The sequence below is a fragment of the Rhizobium sp. CG5 genome, assembly GCF_023701945.1.
Lineage (GTDB): Bacteria > Pseudomonadota > Alphaproteobacteria > Rhizobiales > Rhizobiaceae > Allorhizobium.
In genome coordinates this window covers 49,594-69,203 of the sequence record NZ_JABAEF010000001.1, presented here as the reverse complement: position 1 = coordinate 69,203, position 19,610 = coordinate 49,594, and the positions used below count along the sequence as shown (strand labels likewise).

General features: G+C 63.6%; 18 protein-coding genes. 15 read left to right on the top strand and 3 right to left on the bottom strand.

Annotated features, from left to right (window positions below):
- Window positions 1-34: 34 nt before the first annotated feature.
- From HGO38_RS00320 to HGO38_RS00310, 3 genes are read left to right on the top strand one after another with little or no spacing between them, the layout of a single operon-like run.
- Window positions 35-283 carry a type II toxin-antitoxin system Phd/YefM family antitoxin gene (locus HGO38_RS00320; RefSeq protein WP_250953930.1) on the top strand — a complete coding sequence of 83 codons (249 nt, stop codon included), beginning with the start codon at window positions 35-37 and terminating at the stop codon, window positions 281-283.
- Complete coding sequence (locus HGO38_RS00315) at window positions 283-729, top strand: PIN domain-containing protein (protein WP_250953929.1); 447 nt, start codon at window positions 283-285, stop codon at window positions 727-729. The genes HGO38_RS00320 and HGO38_RS00315 overlap by 1 nt, the downstream gene beginning before the upstream one ends.
- Window positions 726-2,723: a CocE/NonD family hydrolase gene (locus HGO38_RS00310; RefSeq protein WP_250953928.1), complete on the top strand. Its 1,998-nt coding sequence runs from the start codon at window positions 726-728 to the stop codon at window positions 2,721-2,723. Before HGO38_RS00315 ends, HGO38_RS00310 begins: the two co-directional genes overlap by 4 nt.
- A gap of 16 nt (window positions 2,724-2,739) precedes the next feature.
- On the opposite strand, the gene HGO38_RS00305 is transcribed toward HGO38_RS00310, so the two are convergent.
- The 3 genes from HGO38_RS00305 to HGO38_RS00295 all read right to left on the bottom strand — a co-directional run bounded on the left by HGO38_RS00305 (window position 2,740) and on the right by HGO38_RS00295 (window position 6,812).
- Window positions 2,740-3,669, bottom strand: a complete 930-nt coding sequence (locus HGO38_RS00305) for an alpha/beta hydrolase (RefSeq protein WP_250953927.1) — start codon at window positions 3,667-3,669, stop codon at window positions 2,740-2,742.
- Window positions 3,670-3,798: 129 nt separating this feature from the next.
- Complete coding sequence (gene secD, locus HGO38_RS00300; protein ID WP_250953926.1) at window positions 3,799-6,315, bottom strand: protein translocase subunit SecD; 2,517 nt, start codon at window positions 6,313-6,315, stop codon at window positions 3,799-3,801.
- An 80-nt stretch (window positions 6,316-6,395) separates the two neighbouring features.
- Window positions 6,396-6,812 carry a hypothetical protein gene (locus tag HGO38_RS00295; protein ID WP_250953925.1) on the bottom strand — a complete coding sequence of 139 codons (417 nt, stop codon included), beginning with the start codon at window positions 6,810-6,812 and terminating at the stop codon, window positions 6,396-6,398.
- 143 nt (window positions 6,813-6,955) lie between these two features.
- On the opposite strand from HGO38_RS00295, the gene HGO38_RS00290 reads away from it, so the two are divergent.
- From HGO38_RS00290 to HGO38_RS00235, 12 genes are all read left to right on the top strand, one after another.
- Window positions 6,956-7,633 (top strand): spermidine synthase, encoded by a 678-nt coding sequence (locus HGO38_RS00290; protein WP_250953924.1) that lies wholly within the window; start codon window positions 6,956-6,958, stop codon window positions 7,631-7,633.
- Between the two features lie 49 nt (window positions 7,634-7,682).
- Entirely contained in the window at window positions 7,683-8,039 is a 357-nt protein-coding gene (locus HGO38_RS00285; RefSeq protein ID WP_250953923.1) for a hypothetical protein, read from the top strand.
- A 17-nt stretch (window positions 8,040-8,056) separates the two neighbouring features.
- Window positions 8,057-8,752, top strand: a complete 696-nt coding sequence (locus HGO38_RS00280) for a helix-turn-helix transcriptional regulator (protein ID WP_250953922.1) — start codon at window positions 8,057-8,059, stop codon at window positions 8,750-8,752.
- A gap of 254 nt (window positions 8,753-9,006) precedes the next feature.
- The gene (locus tag HGO38_RS00275) at window positions 9,007-10,992 is read left to right on the top strand and encodes a primary-amine oxidase (protein WP_250953921.1); all 1,986 of its coding nucleotides are present in this window, start codon (window positions 9,007-9,009) and stop codon (window positions 10,990-10,992) included.
- Window positions 10,993-11,095: 103 nt separating this feature from the next.
- Window positions 11,096-12,274, top strand: a complete 1,179-nt coding sequence (locus tag HGO38_RS00270) for an ABC transporter substrate-binding protein (protein ID WP_250953920.1) — start codon at window positions 11,096-11,098, stop codon at window positions 12,272-12,274.
- A gap of 73 nt (window positions 12,275-12,347) precedes the next feature.
- Window positions 12,348-13,469 (top strand): ABC transporter ATP-binding protein, encoded by a 1,122-nt coding sequence (locus HGO38_RS00265; protein WP_250953919.1) that lies wholly within the window; start codon window positions 12,348-12,350, stop codon window positions 13,467-13,469.
- 30 nt (window positions 13,470-13,499) lie between these two features.
- Window positions 13,500-14,435: an ABC transporter permease gene (locus HGO38_RS00260; RefSeq protein ID WP_250953918.1), complete on the top strand. Its 936-nt coding sequence runs from the start codon at window positions 13,500-13,502 to the stop codon at window positions 14,433-14,435.
- Window positions 14,436-14,448: 13 nt separating this feature from the next.
- Window positions 14,449-15,255, top strand: a complete 807-nt coding sequence (locus tag HGO38_RS00255; RefSeq protein WP_250953917.1) for an ABC transporter permease — start codon at window positions 14,449-14,451, stop codon at window positions 15,253-15,255.
- 177 nt (window positions 15,256-15,432) lie between these two features.
- Window positions 15,433-16,281, top strand: coding sequence for a sulfite exporter TauE/SafE family protein (locus HGO38_RS00250; protein WP_250953916.1), 849 nt, complete (start codon window positions 15,433-15,435; stop codon window positions 16,279-16,281).
- A gap of 271 nt (window positions 16,282-16,552) precedes the next feature.
- Entirely contained in the window at window positions 16,553-17,497 is a 945-nt protein-coding gene (locus HGO38_RS00245; protein WP_250953915.1) for a Bug family tripartite tricarboxylate transporter substrate binding protein, read from the top strand.
- Entirely contained in the window at window positions 17,494-17,985 is a 492-nt protein-coding gene (locus HGO38_RS00240) for a tripartite tricarboxylate transporter TctB family protein (protein WP_250953914.1), read from the top strand. Before HGO38_RS00245 ends, HGO38_RS00240 begins: the two co-directional genes overlap by 4 nt.
- A 12-nt stretch (window positions 17,986-17,997) precedes the next feature.
- Entirely contained in the window at window positions 17,998-19,515 is a 1,518-nt protein-coding gene (locus HGO38_RS00235; protein ID WP_250953913.1) for a tripartite tricarboxylate transporter permease, read from the top strand.
- The last annotated feature ends 95 nt before the right edge of the window (window positions 19,516-19,610 follow it).

The window sequence follows — 19,610 nt, the reverse complement described above, 5'->3', positions numbered from 1 at the left end:
CATTATGACTACTATGGTCATTTGAGGTGAGATGATGCGCGAAATCCAGTTGAAGGATGCCAAAGCGAAGCTTTCCGCTGTCATCGACGACGCGAAGAACGGTGATGGAGCGATCATTACCCGGCACGGCAGGGGCGAAGCGGTGATTATCTCGTTAAAGGAGTATGAGCGGCTTACCAAAGCTATCCCGAGCTTCGGGTGGCTGCTGACCCATGCGCCCTTGGAAGACGGCGACCTGCCCGAGCGTGGCGCTTCGCCCAGCTTCGGCAAAGATTTCATCTGATGTACCTGCTGGACACCAACATCATTTCGCTCGTCGCGCCCGGCCGACGACGTGGTGCTGCGGAGGTCCAGATCGCCGAATGGCTCGTACACCTGTCCGACCAGCTGCACTTGTCTGTCGTGACGACGTCGGAAATCGAGAGCGGTATTGCACAGCTCAATCGTGCTGGGGCCACGGCAAAGGCTTCGGCCCTCGCTGCGTGGCTGGAGGACCTCGTTGAGCTGTACGCATTCCGTATTCATCCCCTTGATATTGAAACGGCAAGGCTGGCCGGTCGGCTATATGACCACGCGGTCGGAAACGGACACACGCCGCTATTCCAGGATGCGGCAATCGCGGCAACCGCGCAGATCCGAAATATGACGGTCATCACTCGAAACGCGGTCCACTTCTCTCATTTTTCCATTCCTTTTATCAATCCTTACGATGGAATATCTGCTGCATGACTGACCGCCCCTTCACCGTCATCGAAAACGAATGGATCCACCTCGCCGACGGCACCCGCCTTGCCGCCCGCATCTGGATGCCGGAGGGAGCCACGGCCGATCCCGTCCCGGCGGTCTTTGAATTCCTGCCCTACAGGAAGCGCGACGGGACGAGCCCGCGCGACGAATCCACCTATCCCGCCTTTGCCGCGGCGGGCATTGCCGGCGTGCGGGTGGATATCCGCGGATCGGGCGAATCCGACGGCGTCATCGATGGCGAATACACCGCCCTGGAATTGGACAATGCCTGCGAACTGATCGCCTGGATCGCCGCCCAGCCCTGGTCGAACGGCTCTGTCGGCATGATGGGCATTTCCTGGGGCGGCTTCAACTGCCTGCAGGTCGCCGCCATGAACCCGCCGGCGCTGAAAGCCGTCATCTCGATTGCCTCGACGGTCGACCGCTACAATGACGATATCCATTACAAGAACGGCTGCCATCTCTCGGCGCAGCTGTCCTGGGCAGCGACCATGCTCGGCTATCAGTCCCGCTCGCCCGACCCGGCCCTTGTCGGCGAGCGCTGGCGCGACATGTGGCTGGAGCGGCTGGAAAACGAACCCTTCTTCCTGGAGGAATGGCTGTCGCACCAGCGGCGCGATGCCTTCTGGCAGCACGGCTCGATCTGCGAGGATTTCGACGGTTTCAAGATCCCGGCCCTGGTCATTGCCGGCTGGGCGGACGGCTATCGCAACACGCCGTTGAAGGCCGTCGAGGGCCTGGGCGACAAGGCCAAGGCGCTGATCGGCCCCTGGGTGCACAAGTATCCGCATTTCGCCTGGCCGAAGCCGCGCGCCGATTTCCTCGGCGAAGCCATCCGCTGGTGGAACCGCTGGCTGCGCGACGAGCCGAACGGCGTCGAGGACCTGCCGCAGGTGCGCGCCTATATCCTTGACGCGATCCGCCCGGCACCGCGCCGCGATATCGATCCCGGCCGCTGGATCGCCAAACAGCACTGGAACCCGCCGGAGCTCGAGCCCTTTGCCGTCAATGGCGCCGGCCAGCTTGTGGCGGGCGCGCCGACCGGCAACGCGGTTCGCGACGTCTATCTCAAATCGCCGCTCGATACCGGAACCGCCGCCGGCGAATGGTTCACCCTGAAGCCCGACGCGGAAATGGCGCTCGACCAGCGCGGCGACGATGCCGGATCGCTGTGCTTCGAGACCGAACCGCTGATCGCCGATCTCGACTGCCTCGGACGCCCGGTCCTGACTTTAACGCTTGCCTGCGACGCGGATTTTGCCAATCTCTGCGCGCGGCTGGTCGATGTCCACCCGGATGGCACCGCCACCCGCGTCTCCTTCGGCGTGCTCAACCTCGCCCACCGCAACAGCAATGCCGCGCCCAAACCCATGCCGAAGGGTGAGAAGGTCGAGATCACCCTGACGCTCGATGCCTGCGGCTATCGCCTGCGCGCCGGCCACCGCATCCGCCTGTCGCTGTCCACCGCCTATTGGCCGATGGTGCTGCCCACCCCCACCGATCCGGGCCTGACCATCGACACCGCCTCGCTCAAACTCGATCTGCCGCGTCTCGGCGCCCATCAGGCGCTCGACATGAAGCAGCCGGACAATCCCGATCCGCTACCCAAATACATCGAGCATATGCCCGGCGAGACGCAGCGCCAGGTGCTGCGCGACCTCTCCGGCAATGGCACCAGCTACTATATCCTGGAGGATACCGGCCTTTTCGAGCATCCCGACACCGGCCTGTCGACCCGCCAGATCCGCGAGGAAGTCTGGTCGATCACCCCAGGCGATCCCCTGTCGATGACCGGCACGTCCACCTGGACCTGCGACATGAAGCGGCCGGGCTGGTCGGTGCGCACGGTCTCCACCTCGTCGATCGCCTGCACGGCCACATCATGGCTGATCGACGCGCAGGTCATGGCCTTCGAGGGCGAGACGCAGATTTTTGACAAGACCTTCGAAAAATCTGTCCCGCGCGACTTCATGTGATCGATGGCGCCCCTGTTCAGGGCGTTCCGGCAAACCGGGCGACGGCAAGGCACAGCGCCTGAAAACCCTGCGCAGCGCCCTCGCTCATGTGGCGGGCGCGCAGCCAGGCATGCACCATCTGCGGTTCCTCGCGGAACCACACCTCGACGCCGGCCTCGGCAAGCCGCGCCGCATAGCGCCGGCCATCGTCGCGCAGCGGATCGAAATGCGCCACCGAGATGAAGGCCGGCGGCAGGCCGGCAACCGTTTCTGCCAGCAGCGGAAAGGCAATGGCATCGCCGTCCGGCGCCTGAAGGATGTCGCGGTAATAGCCGACATCGGCGGTGGAAAGGCCCGGCGCCTCTGCCATCTCGCGATAGGAGCCCGATGTCAGATCGCCGCCCAGCGCCGGATAGATCAGCGCCTGGCCGCGAATGCCGGCAAGCCCGGCCGCATTGGCGCGAAGGGCAAGCCCGGCCGCCAGGTTTCCGCCGGCGCTGTCGCCGATCAGCACCACCGGTCTGCCCGTACCGACGAGATCCGAAAGCACCGCGAAGGCATCGTCGCTCTGCGCCGGCCAGACATGCTCCGGTGCCAGCCGATAATCGACCGAGACCAGTTCGGCCCGGCAGAATGCGGAAAGCTCGGCGCAGATCGCATGGTGGCTGTCCAGCGAGCCGACCACATAGCCGCCGCCATGCAGATAGAGAAGCACGGTCTCGGTCGCCACCTCAAGCGGCCTGTACCGCCTTATCGGAACAGCGCCGACAACTGCGTCCTGCGTCGCCATTCCGGCCGGCAGCGGCCGGTCGAACTGCGCGCAGAGCGCATCATACCATTGCCGCTGCTGCTCGATCGAGGCGTTGACGGCATCGGCCGGATAGAAGCTGCCGCAGAGGTTCAGAAACGCCAGAATGCCCGCTTCGCGAGGCATGGGACCGGCATGGGAGATCGACGCGTCAGGCATGAAATTCCTCGGAAATGGCGGCTGCACTGTCCCGATATCACCGGATACCGGCCCGGATTTCAAGATGGCGCAACGACGAAGGGGCCGTCGATGACGGCCCCTTTGCTTGATACGACAATGTTTGCAGCCTCAGGCGCCTTTGACTTCGGCAGCCGCCGGTGCCGCATCGGCGCGGCGCTTGCGCCAGTCGCCGAGGAACAGCAGGATCGGCGCGGCGATGAAGACCGAGGACGAGGCGGCGATGAGGATGCCGAAGATCATCGGCACGGCAAAGCTCTCGACCGCACTGCCGCCCCAGATCGCCATCGGCAGCAGGGCGAGGAAGGCCGTGACCGAGGTATAGAGGCTTCGGGCCAGCGTCTCGTTGATCGACAGGTCGATCAGGTCGCGGAACGGCATCGACTTGTAGAGCCGCATGTTCTCGCGCATCCGGTCATAGACCACCACCTTGTCGTTGACCGAATAGCCGACCAGGGTCAGCAGGGCGGCCACGGCCGTCAGGTTGAAGTCGAGGCCGGTCAGCGCGAAGAAGCCGATGGTCTTGGTGACGTCGAGCACCAGCGTGGCGATGGCGCCGACGGCAAACGGCCATTCGAACCGCACCCAGATATAGATGAGCATCGCAAGGCTGGCGAGGACCACCGACAGGATGCCGGCTGTGGCCAGTTCGCCGCTGACCTTCGGTCCGACCACTTCGGTGCGCTCGACCGAGGCTGTCGGGGCGATCTTGACGATCTCGCCCTTCAGCGTCTCGACCGCCGCCGTCTGCGCTTCTTCGCCGCCCGGCTGCCGCTCGACGCGGATCAGCATATGCTGGGCATCGCCGAACTGCTGCAGAGCCACTTCGCCGAGCCCCAACTCGTCGAGACCGGAGCGCATCGAAGCGAGATCCGCCGGCTCCTTGGTCACCACCTCCATCTGGATGCCGCCACGGAAATCGACGCCGTAGTTGAGGCCGGGCGTGATGAACAGGATGATCGAGGCGATCGACAGGAAGGCCGAGAAGCCGATGCCGAAGAACCGCGCCTTCATGAACTGGATGCGCGTGCCTTCCGGGATCAGCTGGATCGGCAGCAGCGGTTTGATGGTCAGCGTCTTCAGCTTGTAGCGCCGAACGATCGTCAGCATGATGACGCGCACGATCGACACCGCCGTGAACATCGAGATGGCGATGCCGAGGCCCATGGTGACGGCAAAGCCGCGCACCGGACCGCTGCCGAACCAGAACAGCAGAACGGTGGCGATCAGCGCCGTCACGTTACTGTCGACGATGGTGGAATAGGCCCGCGCAAAGCCGGCGTCGAGGGCCGCCATGGCGCCCTTGCCCTTGCGCGTCTCCTCGCGGATACGCTCGTTGATCAGCACGTTGGCGTCGACGGCGAGACCGATGCCGAGCACGATACCGGCAATGCCCGGCAGGGTCAGCGTGGCTCCCAGCAGGGTGAGGCCGGCAAAGGTCAGGATGACGTTGAGGCCGAGCGCCAGGTTGGCCAGCAGGCCCCAGGCACCGTAAAGCACGATCATGAAGCCGACCACCAGGGCAAAGCCGATCAGGCCGGTGAAGATGCCCATGGTGATGGCATCGCTGCCAAGGTCGGCGCCGACGGTGCGTTCCTCGATCACGGTGAGCTTGGCCGGCAGAGCGCCGGCGCGCAGCAGCGCCGACAGGTCATTGGCCTGCTGCACGGTGAAACTGCCGGAAATCTGGCCGGCACCGCCGGTAATCGGCTCGTTGATGACAGGCGCGCTCAGCACCTTCTGGTCGAGCACGATGGCGAAAGGCCGCCCGACATTGGCCTTGGTGATGTCGGCAAAGCGCGTCGCGCCGAAATTGTCGAAGCGGAACGAGACGATCGGCTCGTTATTGGTCTGGTTGAAGCCGACGCGCGCATCGGTCAGGTGGTCGCCGCTCAGTTCGACGCGATCCTGCACCGTGTAGGACTGGCCCTCGTCATCCTTCAGCACCGATGTGCCGGCCACTGGGCGGCCATCGGCGCTCGTCGGTGCCAGCAGATGAAAACTCATCTTGGCGGTCGAGCCCAGCAGGTCGCGAATGCGCTTGGGGTCCTGAACGCCCGGCAACTGCACCAGGATCCGATCCGCTCCGACCCGCTGGATGGTCGGCTCGGCGACGCCCACCTGGTCGATACGCTGACGGATGATCTCGAGGCTCTGCTCGACGGCCGCGCTGATACGATCGGTCAGGCCGGCCTCGGTGAGGGCAACGGAAATCTCGCTGCCCGTTCCACCCAGCGTGATATCGCTGGCGCCCGTCAGGCCGACCGGCGTTCCAAGCTTGGCCAGGGTTTCGACGGCCGCGTCGCGCTTGGCCGGATCGGCCAGGACGACCGTGACGCGGTCGGTCGAGCGGCGCACCGACGTCGTGCCGATGCTGGCATCGCTGAGCACACGCCGGGCATCCTGCGTCATTGTCAGCAGGCGTTCCTTGACGAGATCGGCCGCATCGACCTCAAGCACCAGATGGGCACCGCCGCGCAGGTCGAGGCCGAGCTCGACCCGGTCATGGGGCAGGAAGGACGGCATACGGTCGAGTACCGTTTGCGGAAGCACGTTCGGCAGCGCCGTCAGCAGGCCGAGGATGACGATGACCACATAGGTGGCCACCATCCAGGGGGAGTTTCTCATGATGTTATCCGTGAAAATGCCGCGAAGACTCCGATTGGGACATCGGGCCTCGCAGTGTCATATTGATATGAAAAGCAGGCTCAGGCCATTGGGCCGGGCGGGGCGCGGGGCTGGTTGGTGTCGCGCAGGATCGAGGCAGGCAGCCGGTCTTGGCGACCGGGTCCGATGGCCGGCAATGATGGGAAAAGACCAAGCGGCCTGAAGGCCGTCTCGACGAGAACGGTCGCAGATGGCGGGGCGGCCCCTTTCGGATTTGCCCGATGCACGGCCGCGACCGGCCGGCCATCATCGCGCGCGGCCAGGTGTTCCGACTGGCGGATACCATGGGCACCCACCTCGCCCGAGCGCGACGCCGTATCGTCGCCCGGCATGCCGATCGCCAGACCAATATAGGCCAGAAGCACCGTGACCACAGCCAGGAGCGCATGCAGGTGCGACACGGACGCAGATGCATCCGTGGTGTTTGCTTGCTTCGTGTGGCCCAGGGTCTTTGTCACGGTCATCCTTCTTTGCGCCGGTCTCTATCACGGTTTGCGTCGGAATGTCGACCTTTAGCCGTGCGCGCTCCTGCGGGGGACCGGTTGGCATTGCACCCTCCACCATGATAGGCAGCGCCTCTCGCATTGGCAAAGGGCGCGACATGATACCCTGGATAGAACTGGACCGCACGGCGATCCCCGGCGATGGCGGCGAGTTGCGGCTGAAGCAGCGCGGCCAGGAATTCTCCATCATGCTCGGCGCCAACGAGCTGATGAACAGCCGGCTGAGCGGCTCCGAAGAAGCCCTTGCCACCCTTGCCGTCGAGCGCATCGCCGGCATCCGTCAGCCGCGTTTGCTGATCGGCGGGCTCGGCATGGGTTTCACCCTGCGCGCCGCCCTCGCAGTCCTTGGCCCCGATGCCGAAGTCACTGTTGCCGAACTGGTGCCGGCCGTCATCGCCTGGGCGCGCGGCCCGATGGCCGGGATCTACAAGGGCAGCCTCGATGATCGCCGCGTCACGGTGCACGAAGGCGATGTCGGCGCGGTGATCGGCGGATCGATCGCCCGTTTCGACGCCATCCTGCTCGATGTCGACAATGGCCCGGACGGCCTGACGCGCACGGAAAATGACGGGCTCTACAGCCTCTCCGGCCTTGCCGCATCGAGGGCAGCGCTGCGGCCGGGCGGTGTTTTGGCCGTGTGGTCCTCGGCCCCGGACGACGCCTTTACCCGCCGGCTGAAGCAGGCCGGCTTCGACGCTGAAGCCAGGACCGTCCGCGCCCACAAACGCAGCGGCGCCCGCCACACCATCTGGCTTGCCACCCGGAAAGGCGCCTGAAGCGCGCAGTCGCTCGGGCGGCAGAACCAACGAGCAGGACACGTCCCGGATGAGCACTTACCCTCTCAAAATAGCAGATCACGTCATGGAGGAAGCCAGGCGTGCCGCAGCGGAGGACAATGTATCCCTGAACCAGTTGCTGTCGGCGTTCATCGCAGACGGCATTGGGCATCGGCGTGCGATCATGAGCCTGAAAGACCGGGCGGAACGCGGAAATGTCGATTCGGCGCTCGCCATCCTGGATCGGGCACCCGATGTCGCGCCTGACGCGGGTGATGAACTGCTGGCGGCACCGGAACCGTCGCGCCTCCGTCCATCAGCAATCTGTCTCCGTGACACGCCACAATCACGCCAGCCGCTTGACTCCGCTGCTGCACCGCACCCATATTGGGGCGCGGCGATTTAGCGCACTGGAGTATGGCCATGGCTTTCTCAGAGGTACGCAAGCGGGAATTTATCGACGAGACGTTTCGGCTGTTGTCGAGCACCTTGGGGGCGAGCCGGCTGGTCTTCTACTCGGTCGACGACAACAAGAACCTCCACAATTTCGTCTGTTCGCGGGTGCCCTCCGATTTTCTCAAAATCTATATCCGCGAAATGCATGCCCATGATCCGCTGCATGTGCGCCAGATCGAGCACGAACAGAGCCCGGTTCTGAAGATGAACGATGCCCGCCGCTATGCGCCGGAAAGCGAGGTGGCGCTTTACCGCCAGTTCCTCGACGTCTTCCAGGTCAGCAACACGATCGAACTGATCTTCCAGCGCGACAGCCAGATCTATGCCGGCATCTGCGTGATGTGGACGGCCGATGACGCCATGCCGAGTGAAGCGCAGTTTCATCTGGCCGATACGCTGCATCCCTACATTTCCTTCAATCTCCAAGAGGTGCTGCCGCGCTCGAAAGCCGGCAATGCCCAGAAGGCCAATGCCCTGCTGCACCTGACCCAGCGCGAGGCCGAAGTGGCCAGGCTGCTGTGCTGCGGCCGCACCAATGCCGATATCGCGCAATGTCTGGGGATCGGGCTCTCCACGGTGAAGACCCATCTCATCCACATTTTCGACAAGGCTGGCGTCGACAACCGGGCCGGCCTGGTATCGCGGATGATGCAGTTCAGCTGAACTTCCGACCCCTCTGACAATCGAATTCCGGCCAGGGCACGGCACCGAGCGATGGCAGTTCGCGGCCGGGTGGATGGGTGCGGGTCTATCGCCTTGCCGTTGCAGACGAAACCTCCTTTTCTTTGACTTATGTCAACCATTCGGTGGATGGACATTATTTAGGCATGCACAAATATTGACCTCCAAGAGTTGACGAAACGCAGCCATGACGACTGCTCGTGTCGACGGTGAAAAACCTGAATGGAGGATCGGCCATGAACGAGAGGCCTAATGTTTCCCTGTCCCTGCAAGCCTCGCCCGCCTACAACCATCCCCTCGATCCGCTGACGGCGGAAGAGCTGGTCAAGGCCGCGTCGATCCTGCGGACCCACTTCGATTTCGGCCCTGCCCTGCTGTTCGAGACGATCGAATTGCTCGAGCCGGCCAAGGAGGTTGTCCGCGCCTTCGTTCCCGGCATGCCGATCGAGCGCAAGGCGCGCTTCAACGTGCACAAGCGCGGCAGCACCGGCGTCTGGCGCGGCCGGCTGGATCTTGGGCTCGCCACCGTCACCAAGGTCGAGTTCCTCGCCGATGCCCGGCCGATGATCTCGCCGGAAGAATTCATGATGATCGAGGATGTCGCCAAAGCCGATCCCCGCTTCCAGGAGGCCATCCGCCGCCGCGGCATCGAGAACATGGCCTATGTCTGCGTCGACCCCTGGTCGGCCGGCAACTTCTCCGTGCCCGGCGAGGAGAACAAGCGGCTGGCGCATACCTTCGTCTGGCTGCGCATGTCCGATCTCGACAATTATTACGCCCACCCGGTCGAGGGGCTGAACGTCGTCGTCGATGTCGACAAGCTCGAAGTGCTGCGGGTCGACGACCATTCGGCCGCCTCCGGCACCTTCGTTCCGGTCCCAGACACCCTGATCAACTACGATGCCGACCTGCTCACCGATTTCCGCAAGCCCCTGAAGCCGCTGGACGTGGTGCAGAGCGAAGGCCCGAGCTTCACCATCGAAGGCAACAAGCTGACCTGGGACAACTGGGATGTGCGCATCAGCTTCAACGGCCGCGAGGGCCTCGTCCTGCAGCAGGTCGGCTATACCGTCGACGGCCAGCGCCGGCCGATCCTCTACCGGGTGTCGATGGCCGAAATGGTCGTGCCCTATGGCAATCCCGACGGCGTGCATTACCGCAAGAACGTCTTCGACAGCGGCGAATACGGCTTTGGCAAGCTGGTCAATTCCCTGGCGCTCGGCTGCGATTGCCTCGGCCACATCCACTACATGGATGTCGTTCTGCCGGACATGATGGGCAATCCGCGCCTCATCCCGAGCGCCATCTGCATCCATGAAGAGGATGCCGGCCTTGCCTGGAAGCATTTCGACTTCCGCTCGGAGCGCACCGAAACCCGCCGCATGCGCCGCCTTGTCATCTCCTCGATCACCACCGTCGGCAATTACGAATACTGCTGCTACTGGTATCTGTTCCAGGACGGCGCCATCGAATTCGAGATGAAGGCGACCGGCGTCATCAACACCGCCGCCTGCATTCCCGGCAGCGATCAGAAATACGGCACCGAAGTCGCCCCCGGCGTGGTCGGCCATATCCACCAGCACGTCTTCTGCATGCGCCTCGACATGGAGGTCGACGGCCCCGACAACACCGTCGTCGAATGCGATACGGTGGCCCCGCCGATCGGCCCCGACAATCCGATGGGCAACGCCTTCTATGTCGAGCAGACGCCGCTCACCAGCGAGTTGAAGGCCCGCCGCCGGGTCGACTTCGAAAAGTCGCGCTACTGGAAGATCACCAATCCCAACGTCAAGAACTGGGTTGGCAAGCCGACCGCCTACAAGCTGGAAACCCCCTCGGCCATCCAGTCCTACACCCATCCGGACGGTCCCTCCGGCAAGCGCGGCGGCTTCGTCTACAACCATCTCTGGGTGACGCCCTATGACCCCGAGGAACGCTTCCCGGCCGGCGAATACATGAACCATTCCAGCGGCAATGATGGCCTGCCGACCTGGACGGCCAAGGACCGGCCCACCGACAATACCGATATCGTCGTCTGGCATTCCTTCGGCCTGCACCACATTCCCCGCGTCGAAGACCATCCGGTCCAGCCCTGCGTGCTGTGCGGCTTCAAGCTGATGCCGGTCGGCTTCTTCAACGGCAATCCGCTGATCAACCTGCCGCCCGAAACCAACAAGGCCAGCAAGTCCAATAGCCAAGGCGCTGCCTGCTGCCACAGCTGAGCGCGTGGCGGGCCCTGCCCGCCGTGCCTCCCGCCTATCTCGCAAATGCCCATTCGCAATGCAAAATCGCAATGATGTCGATGTCCAACCAAAGGGTCCATCCATGAAGCGTAGAAACCTCTTGCAATCCTTCAGCCAGTCCCGGCGCGCCTTCCTGCGCGACACTGTCTCGATTTCGGCCGGCATCGCCGCCGCCTCCATGATGCCGCGCGGCGCCTTTGCGGCCCGCGAAAAGGAAATGAACATCTACTGCTGGGAAGGCTACAATTCCGACAAGGTGCTGGACCCGTTCCGCAAGGAATTCGACTGCAACGTCAAGGCGCAGGGGCTGATCTCCGACCCGGAAGCCGTCAACCAGCTGCGCGCCGGCGACACCAAGGTCTGGGACATCATCAACCTCAACAATGCCTGGGGCCGTCGGCAGCTCTATCCGGAAAACCTGATCAAGCCGCTCGACAAGGCCAAGTTCGAGCCGCTCTGGGAGATGATGATTCCCGAATTCAAATGGCCGTACAAATGGTCGACCTCCGACGACGGTAACCAATTGCTGGGCATGATCCAGCGCTATGGACCTTCGGGCATGCTGATCAACACCGACAAGGTCTCGGCCGCCACCCTTGAAGACGAGGGCTACGACCTGATGCTGTCGGATGACTACAAGGGCAAATATGCCGTGCTGATGTATGACGACTGGGTCATCATGCATGTAGTGATCGCCGCCGGCTTCAGCCCGTTCCGCGAAATGACCGACGAGGAAATCGCCAAGTACGAAGTGGTGATGCGCAAGCTGATCAACAATGCCGCCTTCCTCTCCGACGACATGAACGCCATTGCGCTTGGCATGATCAACGGCTCGATCGAAGGCTCCTTCCCCGGCAGCGTCTATTCGGTCTCGGCGGCCCGCTACGACGGCAACCCCAACCTGCGCTGCATCGTGCCCAACAAGGGACCGGAGGAACTGGGCGGCAAGGCCGGCGTCTGCTGGATGGAACTGACCTCGCTGGTCAACAACCCGCAGCTCTCGCCGCGCGCCGAGGATTTCCTGCAATATTGCTTCCGCCCGGAAACCGCCAAGAACGTCTCGTTCGCCGAAGGCACCTACAACCCGGTCGGCCAGATGGGCGATCCCAAGGTCATGGCGCTGTACAACACCGAAGAGCTCGACGCCTTCCAGTACGACACGCTGGCCGCCGACATGGCCAAATGCGCCGACTTCGACATCATCCCGAGCTACACCAAGCTGCACGAGATCTTCTCCGCCGCCGTGCGCGAAAAGGCCTGACAACGACGGGAGGCCGGCACTCCCGGCCTCCCCACCGTTCTGACCCTGCTCAACAGACCGATGGGACCGCATGATGACAGCAGCCACCGCCGAAACCGATATGGCATCAGCAACGCCCCTGCCCATTCTCCAGCTGCGCGCCGTCGACAAGTTCTTCGGCGAATTCCCGGCCGTCGACCGCATCAGCCTGGATATCCGCGAGGGCGAGTTCTTCACCATCGTCGGCCCGTCCGGCAGCGGCAAGACGACCATGGTGCGCATGCTGGTCGGCATGGACAAGCCGACCAATGGCGATATCCTCTTGCGAGGCGAACGCATCAACGACGTGCCGGCCAACAAGCGCCCGACCTGCATGGTCTTCCAGTCGCTCGCGCTGTTTCCCCATCGCACCGTCGGCCAGAACATCGAATTCCCCTTGAAGATCCGCGGTGTGAAGGCGGCAAGCCGCAAGGAACGGGCGCTGGAACTGATGGCGCAGCTCCGCCTGCCGGAACACTATTACGGCAAGGGCGTGCTGCAATGCTCCGGCGGCGAACGCCAGCGCGTCGCGCTCGCCCGGGCGCTGGCGTTTGATCCCGAAATCCTGTTCTTCGACGAGCCGCTGTCGGCGCTCGACTACAAGCTGCGCAAGATCCTGGAAAAGGAACTGAAGGACATTCATCGCGAAACCGGCAAGACCTTCGTCTACATCACCCATTCGCTCGAGGAAGCCATGGTGATGTCGGACCGCATCGGCGTGATGAACAAGGGCCGCTTCGTGCAGATCGGCACGCCCAACGAGATCTACGGCAATCCTTCGACCCGCTTCGTCTCGGAATTCATGGGCGAGGTCAACATTCTCGACGTCGGACCCGGCCCGGACGGCACCGTGATCGATCAGGCCACCGGCGCCAGCTATCTGGCGCCACCGGTGGCCGACGCCTTTGCCGGCGGTTCGCTGGTCATCCGCCCCGAAGACATCCGCTTTCTCGACGACCCCGCCGCCCCGGCCGCCAACAAGCTCGAAGGCGTGGTCTACAATGAATATCTGCTGGGATCGCGGGTGCAGTATCAGGTGCGCGTCGGCGATGCCCAGGTCTTCCTGGTCGAGAAACTGCGCGAACAGCAGCTGGCAAGCGCCCGCGGCGGTCGCGTGACGATCGCCTGGGACGCCAAGGACTCGACCATCTTCCCGACCGCCCGTTTTGCCAATTGACATGAGCAGCATTGACGAAGGACGTCGCGTATGACGGATGCAAGCGAAACGCTCAGCCACAAGGCCGCCCTGCCGCGCCGGGTCTCGCGGGCCGAGTCCTGGCCGGTGCGGCTGGGCCGCGGCATGATGAAACCCGGTTTCCTGGCAGCGCTGCCGGTCGGCCTTCTGCTGCTTTTGGGTTTTCTCGGCCCCCTGACGCTGGTCTTCGTCTTCGCCTTCATGCCGCCGCAGACCTTTTCCGTGCTGCAGATGCCGACACTTGAAAATTTCCGCACGATCTTTGCCGACAGCTATTACCTGTCCTTCCTCGCCTCCCTGCAGCTGGCCGCCTCCACCGTCGCCATCCTGCTGGTGGTCTGCTATCCCCTGGCGATCGCCATGGTGCGGGTGTTTACCCGCCGGGCCGGCATTCTGGCGCTGGTGCTCGCCGCTCCGCTGTTCGTTGCCGACAATCTGCGGCTGATGGGCTGGATGCTGTTCTTGGTCAAGGGCGGCGTCGTCTCCGGCACAATGCAGACCTATTTCGGCATTCCGGTCGATTCCATGCTCTACACCTTCAGCGCCACGCTGTTTGGCCTCGTCTACATCAACCTGCCGATGATGCTGTTCCCGATGATCCTCGGCGTCTCCATGGTGCCGACCCAGATGCGCGAAGCCGCCTTCGATCTTGGCGCCAGCCGCTGGCAGGTGATGAAGGAAGTCGACATTCCGCTTGCCATGCCCGGCATCATGATCGGCGCGCTGATCACCTTCATCCTCGCCGCCGGCGCCATCACCGAGGCCAAGGTGCTCGGCGGCACGGCCGTGGTGATGATCGCCCAGGACATCCAGAAGGAATTCACCTTCGCGCAGAACTGGCCGAAAGGCTCGGCCCTGTCGATGCTGATGATCGTGCTGGCCGGCTCCCTGGCGCTCGCCATGTTCAAGCGCGTCGATCTCGACGCCATCTTCGGCCGCAAGGGATGAGAGGAACACGCTAATGAACGATTTCAGCCGCCGCGCCACCATCGCCTATGGCAGTGCCATGGCCGCCCTCATCGTCTTCATGTATCTGCCGATGATCACCATGGCGCTGGCATCGTTCTCGCGCTCCAAATATTTCAGCTTCCCGGTGCCCAACTATTCCGACAAATGGTATCTCGAAGTCTTTGAATCCCTGTCGATCCGCGATTTCTTCTGGACCTCGACGGTCGTCGCCGTGGCGGTCGCCTGCCTGTCGACGGTGCTGGCCTTCTTCGGGGCGCTCGCCTTTGCCCGCTACGACTGGAAGGGCCGGCGGCTGTTCCAGAAGATCATTCTCTTGCCCATCCTCTTTCCGCAGGCCGTGCTGGGCCTTGCTTTGCTGCTGTGGTTCACGGCGCTCGGCATCACGCCCTCCTGGCCGGCGACCGTCTTTGCCCATCTGGTCTGGATCGCGCCGATCGCCACGCTGGTGATCGCCATCCAGGTCTATTCCTTCGATCCGGCGGTGGAGGAGGCCGCCTATGATCTGGGAGCGAGCCGCTGGCAGGTGATGCGTGAAATCACCCTGCCCTTGCTGGCTCCGGGCATCTTTTCCGGCTTCACCTTCGCCTTCCTGCTGTCCTGGGCGAATTTCCCGCTGTCCATGCTGTCGTCCGGCGCCGATTCGACCATTCCCGAATGGGTCAGCGCCAAGCTGCAATCCGGCTATACGCCGCAGGTGCCCGCCGTCGGCACCCTGACGATCCTCGCCGCCGCCGTGGTCATGGGGCTCGGCTCCCAGATCTCCGCCTTCATGAAGCGCCGCCACGTCAAGGCGGACTGAGCGAGGCAGCACCGGTCAAAAATCGCACTTCTCATACTATCACAACAGCACCCATCTGACCTTGTTGCCAGGGTGCTGGCGATGATAAGCCAAAAATCTCGCAATGGCCTGATCGTCCTCCAGGCTATCTCCCAATGTTTGGCTCTCCCTCCACTGCTTGTTGAAATCGATAGACACATGTTTCCTGACGTCTCCATTTATGATCTCGTTTTTCTCGTCATCGCCCTTGTGGCCGCAGGCTGCCTGACCGGTATTCTGGCCGGACTGTTCGGCGTCGGCGGCGGCGCGGTGATCGTGCCGATCCTCTACGAACTGTTTCGCATCCTCAGCGTGCCCGACGAGATGCGCATGCCCCTCTGCGTCGGCACCTCGCTGGCCGTCATCATCCCGACCTCGCTGCGATCCTATCTGACCCACCGCAGCAAGGGCGCTGTCGATGGTGAAGTTCTGCGGATCTGGGGGCCCTTCGTGGTCATCGGCGTCCTTCTCGGCAGTGTCGTGGCCCGTTATGCGCCACCGGAAGTGTTCAAGATGGTGTTCATTGCGGTGGCCGGGTTTTCAGCGATCCGCCTGCTGTTCGGCCGCGACAGCTGGCGGCTGGGGGCCGAAGTGCCGAAAGGCTGGGCGATGAAAGCCTACGGCGTCGTCATCGGCATCCTCTCGTCGCTGATGGGCATTGGCGGCGGACAGTTGTCGACGCTTTGCCTGACCCTCTACGGCCGGCCGATCCACCAGGCATTAGCCACGTCCTCCGGCGTCGGCCTGCTGGTCTCCATTCCCGGCATGTTGGGCTATATCTATGCCGGATGGGGCCGTGCGGCGGCCTATCCCGCTGTCGCCGCCCTGCAGTTTCCGCTGGCGCTTGGTTTCGTCTCGCTGATCGGCGCCGCCCTTTTCATCCCGACCAGCGTGCTCTGCGCCTCCTATGGCGCAAACCTTGCTCATCGGCTGTCGCGCAAGACCCTCGAACTCGCCTTCGGCCTGTTCCTGCTGGCGATCTGCATCCGCTTTGCCCTTTCGCTCTGAGCCGGCGGTTTCTCCCCCGATCCGCCTGTTCGTCGAATAGACGATCGGGGAAAAACGGTATTCAGCAGCGGTCTCGCCACTGATTATCATCAAATGACAGGTTGCTGACAGGTTGATGTGGTGCATAGTGCCATCTCGTGGTCCGTGGAGGCGGACAGACGAGACGGTTCGGGAGGAGCCAATCCAAGACATGATCACGCTGGCCTGTCTGCCAAGTCTCTCCCGATGGTTAAAATCGCGCGTCACCGACGCGACAACGGAGGACACAACCTTGAAGAAAATCATTCTCGCATCCCTGATTGCCGGCGCCCTGTCGCTGCCGGCCCTGGCTGCCGATTACACGATCATCGCTCCCGCAGCCCCCGGCGGCGGCTGGGACCAGACGGCCCGCTCGATGCAGACATCGCTGCAGCAGGAAGGCATTGCCGGCAATGTCCAGGTGCAGAACGTACCCGGCGCCGGCGGCACGATCGGCTTGGCGCAGTTTGCCAGCCAGTCGGCCGGCAATCCCAATGCGCTGATCGTCGGCGGCTATGTCATGGTCGGCGCCATCCTGACCAATAAGTCGCCCGTCTCGCTGAAGGACGTCACGCCGATCGCCCGCCTGACCGGCGAGTATGAAGCGATTGTCGTTCCCGCCTCTTCCCCGTTCCAGACCATGGGCGACCTCGTCGCGGCCCTGAAGAAAGATCCAGGCTCGGTCTCCTGGGGCGGCGGTTCGGCCGGCGGCACGGACCATATCGCCGTCGGCCTGATTGCCAAGGCAGCCGGCGTCGATCCGACCAAGATCAACTACATCGCCTTTTCCGGCGGCGGCGAAGCTCTGGCCGCCATTCTCGGCAGCCAGGTCTCGGCCGGCATTTCCGGCTATGGCGAATTCGAATCCCAGGTCAAAGCCGGTACGCTGCGCATTCTGGCCATTTCCAGCGACAACAAGATCGAAGGCATCGACGCCCCGACCCTGAAGGACGCCGGCCTCGACGTCGTGGTGCAGAACTGGCGCATGGTCGCTGCCGCTCCCGGCCTCACCGACGAGCAGAAGACCGCGATCTCCGGTGATGTCGATAAGCTGGTGAAATCGGCCAGCTGGCAGGAAACGCTGAAGACCAAGGGCTGGCAGAATACCTATCTGTCGGGTGCGGCTTTCGACGAACAGCTCGCCAAGGACATCTCCGCCACCGAAACGATCCTGAAAGAGATCGGGTTGGTGAAATGACAGGGACGAAGCGCCCCAACGCATCGCCACGCCGCCCCGATGGGGCGGCGCTGGCCGTTGCCGCCGTGCTGGCAGCCATTGCCGGCGTCATCCTCTGGGATGCCTCCCATCTGGCCGCCCTCACCGCCTATTCGCCGGTCGGCCCCGCCACCGTGCCCTATGTCGTCGCCTTCGGCCTGCTGTTTCTGGCCGCCTGGACCGTGTTCGAAGCCATACGTGGCGATTTCCCGTCCCGCGACCATCAGGAATTCGGCCCAGTCATCTGGATCATCGGCGGTCTGGCCGCCCAGATGCTGCTCCTGAAGGTCGCCGGTTTCTCGATTGCCACCGGCGTGCTCTTCGCCGCGACCGCCTATGCCTTCGGCAAGCGGAAAATCTGGATCTCGTTGCCGGTCGGCATCGTGCTCTGTTTCGTCGTCTGGGTTGTCTTCGCGCGCCTGCTGCAGCTGTCGCTGCCGGCCGGACCGCTGGAACGACTGGTTCTGTAAGGGGCACCTGCCATGAGCACTTTCGAATTTCTCCTGCAGGGCCTGACGATCGCCCTCCAGCCGATCAACCTGTTCTACGCGCTGATCGGCGTGACGCTCGGCACCGCCGTCGGCGTCCTGCCCGGCATCGGCCCGGCGCTGACCGTCGCCCTGCTGCTGCCGGTCACCTACAAGCTCGATCCGGCCGGTTCGCTGATCATGTTCGCCGGTATCTATTACGGCGGCATGTATGGCGGCTCGACCACCTCGATCCTCCTGAACACACCCGGCGAAAGCGCCTCGATCGTCACGGCGCTCGAGGGCAACAAGATGGCCAGGGCCGGACGCGGCGGGCCGGCGCTGGCAACCGCTGCCATCGGCTCCTTTGTCGCGGGCCTCATCGCCACCGTCGGTCTGGCCTTCATCGCCCCCTTCATCGTCAAGCTGGCGCTGGTGTTCGGCCCGCGCGAATATTTCGCGCTGATGGTGCTGGCCTTCGTCACCGTCTCCTCGGCCTTCGGCGATTCGACCCTGCGCGGCCTGACATCGCTGTTCATCGGCTTTGCGCTCGCCATGATCGGCATCGACCAGCTGACCGGCCAGACGCGCTTAAGCTTCGGCGTGCCCGACCTTTTGGACGGCATCGAGGTGACGACGCTGGCGGTTGCGATGTTTGCCATCGGCGAAACGCTCTATATCGCCGCCCAGGGCAATCGCGGCCCGGAAACCATTCAGGCCGTCAAGGGCTCGCTGTGGATGACCCGCGCCGACTGGGCGCGTTCCTGGAAACCCTGGCTGCGCGGCACGGCGATCGGCTTCCCGATCGGCGCCATGCCGGCCGGCGGCGCGGAGATCGGCACCTTCCTGTCCTATGCCACCGAAAAGCGCCTGACCAAGCACCCGGAAGAGTTCGGCAATGGCGCCATCGAGGGCGTGGCGGGACCGGAAGCGGCCAACAATGCCTCGGCCGCCGGCACCCTGGTGCCCCTGCTGACGCTCGGCCTGCCGACCACGGCGACCGCCGCCATCATGCTGGCCGGCTTCCAGCAATATGGCCTGCAGCCCGGCCCGCTGCTGTTTGCCACCAATCCGCAGCTCGTCTGGGGGCTGATCGCCAGCCTGCTGATCGCCAATTTCATGCTGCTGGTGCTGAACCTGCCGCTGATCGGCCTGTGGGTGCGGTTGCTGACCATCCCGAAACCCTGGCTCTATGCCGGCATCCTGCTGTTTGCCACGCTCGGCACGATCGGCGCCAATCCGTCGGTGTTCGAGCTCGGCATGCTGCTGGTCTTCGGCATCATGGGCTATGGCATGCGGGTTCTCGGCTACCCGATCGCCCCGGTCGTGGTCGGCCTGATCCTCGGGCCGCTGGCCGAGCAGCAGCTGCGCCGAGCGCTGGCGATCAGCCAGGGCGACTGGAGCGTGCTCTTCACCTCGCCGATCGCCGCCGTGCTGCTCACCATCGCCGCCGCAGCCCTGATCATCCCGCTCATCCTGCGGGCCCGCGGCCAGGGCCAGGTGCTGTCGCAACTGGCCTCCGACGAAGACTAGGGCACCGCACATCTTGCGCGACATTCAAAAGAGGCCGGGCAAAAGTCCGGCCCCTTCTATTTGCATGGCTGGCCTGCCCTCTTGTGCATTGCAAA